This window comes from Streptomyces sp. PA03-1a (assembly GCF_033792805.1).
In the GTDB taxonomy this organism is placed as follows: domain Bacteria; phylum Actinomycetota; class Actinomycetes; order Streptomycetales; family Streptomycetaceae; genus Actinacidiphila.
Genome location: NZ_JARAVO010000014.1, coordinates 22,202 through 34,273 on the forward strand (window position 1 = coordinate 22,202; position 12,072 = coordinate 34,273).

The window sequence follows — 12,072 nt, forward strand, 5'->3', positions numbered from 1 at the left end:
TGCCCGCCGGCCCTGAGCCAGGGGGATCCGGGCCCTCGTCCGGCCCGTGCCGGGTCACCCGCGGGGAGTGGTCCCGCGCCTGGACCGCGCCGTCCGCATGCCGGTCCGGCCGACGTGGGAGGACGCTCCTGGGCCCGCGCCGTCCCTCCCCCGAGCCGTCCGGATCCGGGGCTCCCGCCGCCTTCGCCCGAGCCGCAGCCTGAGCCGCCCGGGGCCGGTCACAGGGCGTTGCCTCGCGGCAGGGCGATCGTTGGGCCACTATGGAGTGGCTAGGGATAAACCAGGTTCATACCCCTGTACAGCGCGGGGTACGCGCCGAACGGGGGAGTTTTTCTTCCTCGCGCGGCATGAATTTACGGCGATGTAGCGATCAGGAGCACAGATGCGGTCTAGCCTGTCGGAGGTGAACGACTCAGCCTCCGAACCCTCCGAAAAGCCCGTGCCAGTGGCGCCCACAGTTCCCGCCGCACCCGAAGGTGCGCTGTTGGGCGTCGTGCCCGAGCGGCTCAGGGCCGAACTCGTGGCGTTCCGGCGGGACCTGCACATGAACCCCGAGCTGGGCCGGCAGGAGTTCCGTACCACCGCCGCGGTGAAGGCCCGCCTGGAGCAGGCCGGCCTCAAGCCCCGTGTGATGCCCGGCGGCACGGGTCTGCTGTGCGACATCGGTGCCACCGACCCGGAGCGTCCGCGGCTGGCGCTGCGCGCGGACCTCGACGCGCTCCCGATCCCGGACACCAAGCGTGTGGAGTACCGCTCCACCGTCCCCGGCCGGGCGCACGCCTGCGGCCACGACGTGCACACCACGGTGGTGCTCGGCGCCGGCCTGGTCCTGGCGGAGCTGGAGCGCGAGGGCAAGCTGAGGCGTCCGGTACGGCTGGTGTTCCAGCCGGCCGAGGAGGTCATGCCGGGCGGTGCGCTGGACGCCATCAAGGCGGACGCGCTGGACGGCGTGGGCCGGATCCTGGCCCTGCACTGCGACCCGAAGGTCGAGGTCGGGCGGATCGGGCTGCGTCAGGGATCGATCACCTCCGCCGTGGACCGGCTGGAGCTCTCCCTGGACGGCGCGGGCGGCCACACGGCCCGCCCCCACCTGACCACCGACCTGGTGATGGCCACCGCCAAGATGGCCACCGAGCTGCCGGCCGTGCTGGCCCGCCGGATCGACCCCCGTTCCGGGATGAGCATCGTGTGGGGCCGCATCGAGGCGGGTCACGCGGCCAACGTCATCCCGCAGCACGCCGAGCTGGAGGGCACGGTCCGCTGCCTGGACCTGAACGCCTGGCACGAGGCCCCCGACCTGGTCCACGAGGTGATCGACCAGGTGGCCGCCATGTACCGGGCGAAGTGGGAGCTGACGTACCACCGCGGGGTGCCGCCGGTGGTCAACGAGGCGGACTCGACCGAGCTGCTGCGCGACGCCATGACGGCCCGCTACGGCGCGCACACCGTCGAGGACACGGAGCAGAGCCTGGGCGGCGAGGACTTCTCCTGGTACCTGGAGAAGGTTCCGGGCGCGCTGGCGAGGTTGGGCGTACGGCCCGTTGGGGACACGTCAAAGCGTGATCTGCATCAAGGTGACTTCGACGTCGACGAGGGCGCGATCAAGGTCGGCGTGGAGCTGTTCACCTCCGCTGCGCTGCTGGCATGACGGTGGGTGACCCGGTCGACACGGCCGGGTCACCTGGCCGAAATGCGACGATCCGATAACGGGCGGCCAACCCCCCTTTACCTGACATCTACGCGCGTTAAGCTCCGGTTAAGCCAGCGCCGGACGGGGCGCTCAGAGTTGAAGGGGTACCCTCTTGCGCCGGGTAACCAAGATCGCCGCCGCGGGTATAGCCTCCGCGGCTCTCGCGCTCACCGCGACCGCTTGCGGCAGCAGCTCCAAGGACAGCGACGGTGACAGCAGCAGCAGCGGCAAGCTGAAGGTCGGCGTCGCCTACGACGTGGGTGGCCGTGGTGACCACTCGTTCAACGACTCCGCCGCCCAGGGCCTGGACAAGGCGAAGGAGGACTTCGGCGTCGACGTCAAGGAGCTGACCGCCAAGACCTCCGACACCGAGGCCGACCGCGAGCAGCGCCTGGAGGACCTGGCCGACGCGGGTTACAACCCGGTCATCGGTGTCGGCTTCGCCTACGGCGAGTCCATCACGGCCGCGGCCAAGAAGTACCCCAAGACGACCTTCGCGATCGTCGACTCGGTCGTCGACGCCAAGAACGTCGACAGCATCGTCTTCACCGAGGAGCAGAGCTCCTACCTCGCCGGTGTCGCCGCCGCCCTGAAGACCAAGGACAACAAGGTCGGCTTCATCGGTGGCGTGGACATCCCGCTGATCAACAAGTTCGAGGCCGGCTTCCGCCAGGGCGTCGAGGACACCAACTCGAAGGTCAAGGTCACCACCCAGTACCTGACCAGCGGCTCGGACCTCTCCGGCTTCTCCGACCCCGCCAAGGGCAAGGCCGCCGCGCAGGGCATGCTGGACAACGGCATCGACGTGATCTACGCCGCCGCGGGCTCCTCCGGCAACGGCGCCATCGAGGCCGTCGCCGGCAAGTCCGGCGCCTGGGCGATCGGTGTCGACTCCGACCAGCACGAGCAGCCGGGTCTGGCCAAGTACAAGGACTCGATCCTGACCTCCGCGCTGAAGAACGTGAACGTCGCGGTCTACGAGGTCGTCGAGTCGGTCAAGAGCGGCTCCCCGCTGACCGGCACCCACGCCTACGACCTGGCCAAGGACGGTGTCGGCCTGTCCACCAGCGGTGGCTTCATCGACGACATCAAGTCCCAGCTGGACGAGGCCAAGAAGAAGATCGTGAACGGCGACATCAAGGTCAAGACGACCGTCAAGTGACGCCCGGTCTCTCGTGAGCGCCGGTCGCGAGGCTCGGGAGGGGACAGCCCAGGCTCCCCCCTTCCCGGGCCTCGCGCCTGTGTTCAGCCGGGTGTCGCGCACGCGGTGTCCGTTGTGACTCTTCCCTTTATGGATCTGGCAACGCTACGCGCGTAGAGGCCCCTTCTCGCGATACGTTCGCCACACCCCGCCCGCCCCGCTCTTTTCCGCGAGGAGAGTGCGCCATCAACGCGTCCAGCCCCCCCAGCCAGAATGCCGTGGAGCTCCGCGGCATCACCAAGCGATTCCCAGGTGTCGTGGCCAACCACGACATCGACATCACGGTTCGCCGTGGCACGGTGCACGCCCTCGTGGGCGAGAACGGCGCCGGCAAGTCGACCCTGATGAAGATCCTCTACGGCATGCAGAAGCCGGACGAGGGCACCATCACCATCGACGGCGAGCGGGTCACCTTCCACGACCCGGGCGACGCCATCGCCCGCGGCATCGGCATGGTGCACCAGCACTTCATGCTCGCCGACAACCTCACCGTCCTCGAGAACGTCGTCCTCGGCAGCGAGAAGCTGTTCGGCATCGGCGGCAAGGCCCGGGCCAAGATCAAGGAGATCTCCGACGCCTACGGCCTCGGGGTGCGCCCGGACGTCCTGGTGGAGGACCTCGGTGTCGCCGACCGTCAGCGCGTCGAGATCCTGAAGGTCCTCTTCCGCGGCGCCCGTACGCTGATCCTCGACGAGCCGACCGCGGTCCTCGTCCCGCAGGAGGTCGACGCGCTCTTCGACAACCTGCGCGAGCTCAAGGCCGAGGGCCTGACCGTCATCTTCATCTCCCACAAGCTGGGCGAGGTGCTCTCCGTCGCCGACGAGATCACCGTCATCCGCCGGGGCACCACGGTCGGCTCCGCCGACCCGCGGACCACGACCCCGAAGCAGCTCGCGGAGCTGATGGTCGGCAGCGAGCTGCCGTCCCCCGAGACCCGGGAGTCCACGGTCACCGACGTCCCGATGCTGACCATCGACGGTCTGCACCTGTCGGAGACCGACCTGGAGGGCATCGAGCGCGTCGTCCTGGACCAGATCTCCTTCACCATCCACAAGGGCGAGGTCCTCGGCATCGCGGGTGTCGAGGGCAACGGCCAGGCGGAGCTCGTCGAGGCGATCATGGGCATCCTGCCGCCCGACGCGGGCCGGATCGGCCTCGACGGCGACGAGATCACCCACCGCCCGACGCGCAAGCGCCGCGAGGACGGCATCGGCTACATCCCCGAGGACCGGCACCGGCACGGCCTGCTGCTGGAGGCCCCGCTCTGGGAGAACCGCATCCTGGGCCACGTCACCGAGCGCCCCAACAGCAAGGGCGGTTTCCTCGACCCGGCCGCGGCCCGCCGCGACACCGAGCGGATCGTGCGCGAGTACGACGTCCGCACCCCCGGCATCGAGGTGACCGCCGCGTCCCTGTCCGGCGGCAACCAGCAGAAGCTGATCGTCGGCCGCGAGATGAGCCACCGGCCCAAGCTGCTGATCGCCGCGCACCCCACCCGCGGGGTGGACGTCGGCGCCCAGGCGCAGATCTGGGACCAGATCCGCGAGGCCCGGCGCGAGGGCCTGGCCGTCCTGCTGATCTCCGCCGACCTGGACGAGCTGATCGGCCTGTCCGACACCCTGCGCGTCATGTACCGCGGCCGTCTGGTCGCCGACGCCGACCCCGCCACCATCACCCCGGAGGAGCTGGGCTCCGCCATGACCGGCGCGGCCGCCGGCCATCTGGAGCACGAGGACGGCGACGCCGACCACGGGGGAGAGGAACGATGAAGAAGATCGACAAGGAGCGGGTGCTCCTCGCCGTCGCGGCCCCCGTGCTGGCGCTCGTGGCCGCGTTCGTGATCACGGCGCTGGTGCTGCTCGCCACGGGCAAGGAGCCGTTCGGCGCCTTCGGGACGATGTTCGACTACGGCTTCAAGAGCGACAGCCAGGTCGAGATCATCAACAAGGCGACCACGTACTACATCGCGGGCATCGCGGTGGCCGTCGGCTTCCGCATGAACCTGTTCAACATCGGTGTCGAGGGCCAGTACCGCCTGGGCGCCTTCTTCGCCGCGGCCGTCGGCGGCGCGGTGACGCTGCCGGGCTTCCTGCAGGTCCCACTGATCATCGTGGTCGCCATGATCGTCGGCGCGATGTGGGCCGGCATCGCGGGCCTGCTGAAGACCTCGCGCGGGGTCAGCGAGGTCATCGCGACGATCATGCTGAACTCGATCGCCACCTACATCGTCGGCTACCTGCTCAAGGACGGCCGGCTCGGCCACCTGGACAAGGCGCAGACCTCGGTGTCGACCACGCCGCTGCCCTCCTCAGGCCACCTGTTCAACTTCGACATGGGCGAGGACATCGGCCAGATCTACGGCTTCGTCGTGCTCGCCGTGGTCATCGGCATCGGCTACTGGTTCGTGCTGGGCCGTACCCGCTTCGGCTTCGACCTGCGCAGCGTCGGCATGTCCGAGAGCGCCGCCACCGCGAGCGGCGTCAGCGTCAAGCGCATGGTGATCACCAGCATGCTGATCTCCGGCGGTCTGGCCGGTCTCACCGGCATGCCGCTGCTGCTGAACGACGCCCACGCCTACGGCTCCGACCTCTTCCCGGCCGGCATCGGCTTCACGGGCATCTCGGTGGCCCTGCTGGGCCGCAACAACCCGGTCGGCGTCGCGCTGGCCGCGCTGCTGTGGGGCTTCCTGGAGCGTGGCTCGGGCCGCCTGGAGTTCGACGGCTACGACAAGGAGATCGTCGGCGTCATGCAGGGCGTCATCGTCCTGAGCGTCGTCATCGCCTACGAGGTCGTCCGGCGTTACGGCCTCAAGCGCCAGCAGCAGAAGGTCGGCGAGGAACTCGCCGCCCAGGCCCGCACCAAGAAGGAGGTGACGGCGTGACCGCCACGATGACCCAGACCCCGCCGCCCGCGGCTCCCAAGGCCGCAGGGGCCAAGGGCCGCAAGGGCCGCCTCTCCTTCCCGATGATCCTGCTGATCATCGCCGCCGCGCTCGCGCTGGTGTCGGTGGTGCGGATCATCACCGGTCAGGACCAGCTCACCGCCCAGGGCCAGATCACCGCGGCGCTCGGCCTCGCCGTGCCGATCGGCCTGGCCGGTCTGGCCGGTCTGTGGTCCGAGCGCTCCGGTGTGGTCAACATCGGCCTCGAGGGCATGATGATCCTCGGCACCTTCTTCGGTGCCTGGGCCGGCTGGCAGACCAACCCGTGGCTGGGCGTCCTCGCCGGTGTCGTCGGCGGTGCGCTCGGCGGTCTGATCCACGCGGTCGCCACCGTCACCTTCGGCGTCGACCACATCATCTCGGGCGTGGCCATCAACATCCTGGCGCTCGGTGCCACCCAGTACCTCGCCAAGCTGTGGTTCTCCACCGGCGACGCGGCCACCAAGGGCGGCAACCCCAAGCAGTCCCCACCGGTCGACGCCCTGCCGTCGTTCGACATCCCCGGGCTGTCCGACGGGCTGGCGAGCATCGAGAAGCACGGCTGGTTCTTCGTCTCCGACCTCGCCGGCGTGCTCGGCGGCCTGGTCACCGACGTCTCCGCGCTGACGGTCGTCGCGGTGCTGCTCTTCGTCGGCAGCTTCTTCCTGCTGTGGCGCAGCCCGTTCGGTCTGCGGCTGCGGTCCTGCGGTGAGAACCCGGTCGCGGCCGAGTCGCTCGGCGTCAACGTGTACCTCTACAAGTACGTCGCCGTGATCACCTCCGGCGGTCTCGCCGGCCTCGGCGGCGCCTTCCTGGCGATGGTCCCCGCGCACATCTACCTCGAGGGCCAGACCGGCGGCCGCGGCTACATCGGCCTCGCCGCGATGATCTTCGGCAACTGGCGCGTCGGCGGCCTCGCCACCGGCGCCGGACTGTTCGGCTACTCCGACGCGCTCCAGCTGCGCAACGGCGGCCCGACGGTGCACGCGCTGCTGCTGCTCCTGGTGGTCCTGCTGGTGCTGCTGGCGGCCTGGAAGCTGTGGAAGCGCAGCTTCTGGCAGGGCGGCGTCAGCCTGGTCGTCGGCGCGGCGGTGCTGGGCTGGTACCTGTTCACCGACGAGGTGCCCGGCGAGTTCGTGGGAGCGACCCCGTACGTCGTCACCCTGCTGGTGCTCTCCCTGTCGGCACAACGTCTGAGGATGCCCAAGGCTGACGGTATGAGGTACCGGAAGGGCCAGGGCAAGTGAGCGACACCGCGGGCCCGGTCGGCGTCGACGACGTCGACTGGGAAGGCCTGCGGACGCAGGCCCGGGACGCCATGTCCCGGGCCTACGTCCCCTACTCGCACTTCCCCGTCGGCGCGGCCGCACTGGTGGACGACGGGCGGGTCATCTCGGCGTGCAACGTGGAGAACGCCAGCTACGGACTCGGCCTGTGCGCCGAGTGCGGGCTGGTGTCGACCCTGCACGCCACCGGGGGCGGCCGGCTCGTCGCCTTCACCTGCGTCGACCGCAAGGGCGACCAGCTGATGCCGTGCGGCCGCTGCCGTCAGCTGCTGTGGGAGCACGGCGGCCCCGAACTGCTGGTGGAGATGTCCGACGGCATCCGCACGATGCGCGACGTCCTCCCCGACGCGTTCGGCCCGGACGACCTGACCAACCGCTAAGAAGGTACGTGAACCATGGACGCCATTTCCGTCATCCGCACCAAGCGCGACGGCGGCCGCCTCGGCGACGACCAGATCGACTGGGTCATCGACGCCTACACCAAGGGTGAGGTGGCCGACGAGCAGATGTCCGCGCTCGCGATGGCGATCCTGCTCAACGGCATGGACCGGTCCGAGATCGCGCGCTGGACGGCTGCGATGATCGCCAGCGGCGAGCGCATGGACTTCTCCTCGCTGCCCCGCCCGACCGCCGACAAGCACTCCACCGGTGGCGTCGGCGACAAGATCACGCTGCCGCTCGCGCCCCTGGTCGCGGCCTGCGGTGCGGCCGTCCCCCAGCTGTCCGGCCGCGGTCTCGGCCACACCGGCGGCACCCTGGACAAGCTGGAGTCCATCCCGGGCTGGCGGGCGCTGCTGTCCAACGAGGAGATGCTGCGGGTCCTGGGCGACACCGGCGCCGTCATCTGCGCCGCGGGCGACGGCCTCGCCCCGGCCGACAAGAAGCTGTACGCGCTGCGCGACGTCACCGGCACCGTCGAGGCGATCCCGCTGATCGCCTCGTCGATCATGTCCAAGAAGATCGCCGAGGGGACGGGATCGCTCGTCCTGGACGTCAAGGTCGGCTCCGGCGCCTTCATGAAGAACCTGGAGCAGGCCCGCGAGCTGGCCTCCACGATGGTGGGGCTGGGTACCGACCACGGCGTGAAGACCGTGGCGCTGCTCACCGACATGTCCACCCCGCTCGGCCTGACCGCGGGCAACGCGCTGGAGGTCCGCGAGTCCGTCGAGGTGCTGGCGGGCGGGGGCCCGGCCGACGTGGTGGAGCTGACCGTCGCCCTGGCGCGCGAGATGCTCGACGCTGCGGGGCTGAAGGACGCCGATCCCGCCAAGGCGCTCGCCGACGGCTCCGCCATGGACGTGTGGCGCCGCATGGTCGCCGCGCAGGGCGGCGACCCGGACGCGGCGCTGCCCGTCGCGCGCGAGCAGCACGTCGTCACGGCCGAGCGGTCCGGTGTGCTCACCGGCCTGGACGCCTACGCCGTGGGTGTCGCCGCCTGGCGCCTGGGCGCCGGCCGGGCGCGCAAGGAGGACCCGGTGCAGGCCGGCGCGGGCGTCGAGCTGCACGCCAAGCCGGGTGCCACGGTCACGCAGGGCCAGCCGCTGCTGACCCTGCACACCGATACCCCGGAGAAGTTCGACTACGCGCTGGCGGCCCTCGCCGGCGGCGTCGAGATCTCCCCGGCGGGCACCGCGTTCACGCCGGCCCCGATCGTGCTGGACCGCATCGCCTGAGCGGGGCCGCCCCGCGACCAGGAACGGGACCGGTGGACTTCCACCGGTCCCGTCCTTCGTCGTACGGCCGTCAGGCCGTGCGTCCCGCCGGGACGGCGAGCCGCCGGTCCGCGACCGCGCGCCGGGTCGCGTACACGGTGATCCCCGCGACGCCCAGGACGGCGGCCAGGCACAGGGCGACGGTGCCGCCCCAGCCGGCGGTGTGGAAGGCGGAGGCGCCCAGGGTGCCGCCGAGGCTGTTGCCGACGTAGTACGCGGTCAGGTAGAGCGCGGAGGCCTGGGCGCGGCCGGTGGTGGCGGTGCGGCTGACCGCGCCGGAGGCGATGGAGTGGCCGGTGAAGAAGCCGGCCGTGATGAGGACCAGTCCGGTCAGCACGGCGATGAGGGAGCCCGCGAGGGTGAGCAGCAGCCCGCCCGCGGCCAGCACCACGGCGACGTACAGGGCGCCGCGCCGCCCGAGGCGGGCGTGCAGGACGCCGGAGGCCGCGGAGGCGCCGGTGCCGACCAGGTAGACCAGGAAGATGAGGCCGATCGCGGTCTGCGACAGGCCGAAGGGCTCGGCGGCGAGCCGGTAGCCCAGCACGTTGTAGACGGCGCCGAAGACTGCCATGAAGAGCAGCCCGATCAGGTAGAGCCGGCGCAGCAGCGGGGTGCCCAGGTGGCCGATCACCGTGCGCCAGAGGGCGGCGGGACTGACCGGGCCGGGACGGAAGTTGCGGGCGGTGGGGATCAGCAGCCGGAAGGCGACGGCGCACAGCACCGCCATGGCGCCGGCGGCGAACAGTGCGGCGCGCCAGCCGAAGGCCTGGGCCACCGCGCCGGTGAGGACCCGGGAGCTCATGCCGCCGATGCTGTTGCCCGCGACGTAGAGGCCGATCGCGGAGGCGACCGCCTTGGGGTGGATCTCCTCGCCGAGGTACGCCATCGCGGTCGCCGGGAGCCCGGCGAGGGCCACGCCCTGCACGGCGCGCAGAACGACCAGGGTGGTGAGGTCCGGCGCGAAGGGGATGACCAGGGCCAGTGCCGAGGCGCTGAAGACCGACGCCGTCATCACGGCCGTGCGGCCGTACTTCTCGCTCAGCGCGCTCACCGGCAGCAGGGCCAGCGCCAGGGCGGCGGTGGTGGCCGAGACCGTGAGGCTCGCCTGGGCGGGGCTGAGGGACAGCCCCGTGGAGAGCGCCGGCAGCAGGGCCTGCGTGGAGTAGAGGAGGGCGAAGGTGGCGAGTCCCGCGGCGAAAAGGGCCAGGATGGCGCGCCGGTAGCCGGGTTCACCCGGTCGCAGTGTCGCGGCTGAGGGGGCGGAGGCGGCGGCACCCGGCCGTATCACGGTGGACGCCCCTGTATCGGCGGGAGACATGCCTTCACGCTAGGCCGGGCCGGTTTCATGCGTCCAATGCACGGAGTGGCGATAATCGTTCCCATGACGCATGAAGCGAGGTCAGCCCGGTCGCTGTCACCGTCCCGTGACGCAACAGACACGCGAGCGGAGCTGGACAGCGCCTCCTGGGCGGCGGTGCTGGCCCCCCGGCTCGCCCAGTTCGCCGCGGTGGCGCGGCACGAGCACGTCACCCGCGCGGCGCGCGAGCTGGGGGTGCCCCAGTCCACGCTCAGCCGGGCCATGGTCCGGCTCGAACTCGACCTGGGCGTCACGCTCTTCGCCCGTCAGGGCCGTACGGTCTCGCTCACGCCCGCGGGCCGCGGCTTCCTCGCATCGGTGGAGCGGGCGCTGGGCGAGGTGGAGCGCTCGGCCGAGTCCGTACGCGCCGACGCCGACCCGCAGTCGGGACGGGTCGCCTTCGGCTTCCTCCACACGCTCGGCCCGGAGACCGTACCGGCCCTGCTGCGGGCCTTCCGCGCCGACCATCCGCGGATCCGCTTCCAGCTCGTGCAGAACTACGGCGAGGCGATGCTCGCCGGGCTGCGCGCGGGCGATCTGGACCTCTGCCTGACCTCGCCGGTGCCGGACGCGCCCGACCTGGTCGTCCGGCGCCTCGACGAGCAGCGGCTGCGGCTGGTCGTCCCCGCCGACCACCGGCTCGCCTCCCGCCGCAGGGTGCGCCTGGCGGAGGCGTCAGGGGAGCTGTTCGTGAGCCTGGAAGCCGGTTACGGGCTGCGGCGCATCACCGACGCCCTCTGCGCGGAGGCGGGCTTCACCCCGCGGGTGGCCTTCGAGGGGGAGGAGGCCGAGACCCTGCGCGGTCTGGTCGCCGCCGGACTCGGGGTGGCCCTGCTGCCGCCGCCGCTCGTCCCGCGTCCCGGAGTCGTGGAGCTCACCGTCACCGCCCCGCGCGCGGTCCGGGAGATCGGCGTGGCCTGGCTCGGCGGCCACCCCGACACGGCACCCGTCGCCGCCTTCAAGAAGTTCCTGCTCGGCAGGCGCGGTCAGCTCCTCCCCGGCTGACGCCGCCGGCCGGCCCGGAACGCGGATGCGTCCGGAGCCGCCGGTCCCGGAGGATGCGGGGCATGACCCGTGCGACCGACCCGGCCCTGCCGCCCCCGCATGTCGTGGAGGCCTTCGGGCTCTCCGGCCGGCCCGAGCCGCTGGCAGGAGGCCAGGGGCACAGCGTCCGGGTGGCGGGCGCGGTGCTGAAGCCGGGCGCCGACGCCGGGCAGACCGCCTGGGCCGCGGGGCTGATGGAACGTCTGCAGGGGCGCCGGGACTTCCGGGTTCCGCGATTCCTGCGCTCCGCGGGTGGTGGTCACGTCGTCGAAGGATGGGCGGCGACCGAGTTCCTGGCGGGAGAGCCCGGCCCCGCCGGCAGATGGGACGCCCTGCTGGCCGCGGGCAGGGCCTTCCACGAGGCGCTGCGCGATGTGCCGCGACCCGGCCACCTGGACGCGCACCGGCATCCGTGGGCGGTGGCCGACCGCTTCGCCTGGGGCGAGTCGACAGCGCAGCCGCCGGCGGAGATCCGGCGGCTGGTCACCAGGATGGAACGGCTCCGCGAACCGGTCGAGGCACGGGCCCAGCTCATCCACGGCGACCTGACGGGGAACGTCCTCTTCGCGCCCGGCCGGGCCCCCGCGGTCATCGACTTCTCGCCCTACTGGCGGCCCGTCGCGTACGCCGACGCGATCGTGGTGGTCGACGGCCTGCTCCACCACCGTGCCGGGCACCGCCTGGTGGACTCGGCGGTCCCCGGTGCCGAGGGCGCGCAGATGCTCCTGCGTGCCCTGCTCTTCCGTCTGGGTGCGCCGGCCGTGCCGGCCGGTCCCGGCGGCGCCCTGCCCGAGGACGAGATGGCCGGGTTCACCCGCGTGGCCGACCTCGTCGAACGGAGGGTCCGCGGGCGGGGCTGACC

General features: G+C 71.6%; 10 protein-coding genes. 9 read left to right on the forward strand and 1 reads right to left on the reverse strand.

The annotated features are described in order from the left end of the window. The first annotated feature begins 445 nt into the window (after positions 1 to 445). From PV341_RS04915 to PV341_RS04945, 7 genes are all read left to right on the forward strand, one after another. Positions 446 to 1,648, forward strand: coding sequence for a M20 family metallopeptidase (locus PV341_RS04915; RefSeq protein WP_500326644.1), 1,203 nt, complete (start codon positions 446 to 448; stop codon positions 1,646 to 1,648). Between the two features lie 154 nt (positions 1,649 to 1,802). Further along, on the forward strand, positions 1,803 to 2,852 hold the full coding sequence (locus PV341_RS04920; RefSeq protein ID WP_500326646.1) for a BMP family lipoprotein: 1,050 nt from the start codon (positions 1,803 to 1,805) through the stop codon (positions 2,850 to 2,852). Between the two features lie 257 nt (positions 2,853 to 3,109). Next, positions 3,110 to 4,660 (forward strand): ABC transporter ATP-binding protein, encoded by a 1,551-nt coding sequence (locus tag PV341_RS04925; RefSeq protein ID WP_500326648.1) that lies wholly within the window; start codon positions 3,110 to 3,112, stop codon positions 4,658 to 4,660. After that, positions 4,657 to 5,772 (forward strand): ABC transporter permease, encoded by a 1,116-nt coding sequence (locus tag PV341_RS04930; protein WP_499513605.1) that lies wholly within the window; start codon positions 4,657 to 4,659, stop codon positions 5,770 to 5,772. Before PV341_RS04925 ends, PV341_RS04930 begins: the two co-directional genes overlap by 4 nt. Further along, positions 5,769 to 7,058, forward strand: a complete 1,290-nt coding sequence (locus PV341_RS04935) for an ABC transporter permease (protein WP_500326650.1) — start codon at positions 5,769 to 5,771, stop codon at positions 7,056 to 7,058. The genes PV341_RS04930 and PV341_RS04935 overlap by 4 nt, the downstream gene beginning before the upstream one ends. Further along, positions 7,055 to 7,477: a cytidine deaminase gene (locus PV341_RS04940; RefSeq protein ID WP_500326652.1), complete on the forward strand. Its 423-nt coding sequence runs from the start codon at positions 7,055 to 7,057 to the stop codon at positions 7,475 to 7,477. The genes PV341_RS04935 and PV341_RS04940 overlap by 4 nt, the downstream gene beginning before the upstream one ends. Before the next feature lie 15 nt (positions 7,478 to 7,492). Then, on the forward strand, positions 7,493 to 8,770 hold the full coding sequence (locus PV341_RS04945; protein ID WP_500326654.1) for a thymidine phosphorylase: 1,278 nt from the start codon (positions 7,493 to 7,495) through the stop codon (positions 8,768 to 8,770). Positions 8,771 to 8,840: 70 nt separating this feature from the next. On the opposite strand, the gene PV341_RS04950 is transcribed toward PV341_RS04945, so the two are convergent. Continuing rightward, positions 8,841 to 10,127 (reverse strand): MFS transporter, encoded by a 1,287-nt coding sequence (locus PV341_RS04950; RefSeq protein WP_500326656.1) that lies wholly within the window; start codon positions 10,125 to 10,127, stop codon positions 8,841 to 8,843. Between the two features lie 63 nt (positions 10,128 to 10,190). Between PV341_RS04950 and PV341_RS04955 the strand changes: the two genes are divergently transcribed. Next, positions 10,191 to 11,171 (forward strand): LysR family transcriptional regulator, encoded by a 981-nt coding sequence (locus PV341_RS04955; RefSeq protein WP_500326658.1) that lies wholly within the window; start codon positions 10,191 to 10,193, stop codon positions 11,169 to 11,171. A 62-nt stretch (positions 11,172 to 11,233) separates the two neighbouring features. After that, positions 11,234 to 12,070: an aminoglycoside phosphotransferase gene (locus PV341_RS04960; RefSeq protein ID WP_500326660.1), complete on the forward strand. Its 837-nt coding sequence runs from the start codon at positions 11,234 to 11,236 to the stop codon at positions 12,068 to 12,070. Positions 12,071 to 12,072: the final 2 nt, after the last annotated feature.

Excerpts from the sequence above, each read along its gene's own strand:
- PV341_RS04930 (WP_499513605.1), top strand. The coding sequence starts at position 4,657 with ATGAAGAAGATCGACAAGGAGCGGGTGCTCCTCGCCGTCGCGGCCCCC.
- PV341_RS04945 (WP_500326654.1), top strand. The coding sequence starts at position 7,493 with ATGGACGCCATTTCCGTCATCCGCACCAAGCGCGACGGCGGCCGCCTC.
- PV341_RS04950 (WP_500326656.1), bottom strand. The coding sequence starts at position 10,127 with ATGTCTCCCGCCGATACAGGGGCGTCCACCGTGATACGGCCGGGTGCC.
- PV341_RS04955 (WP_500326658.1), top strand. The coding sequence starts at position 10,191 with ATGACGCATGAAGCGAGGTCAGCCCGGTCGCTGTCACCGTCCCGTGAC.
- PV341_RS04960 (WP_500326660.1), top strand. The coding sequence starts at position 11,234 with ATGACCCGTGCGACCGACCCGGCCCTGCCGCCCCCGCATGTCGTGGAG.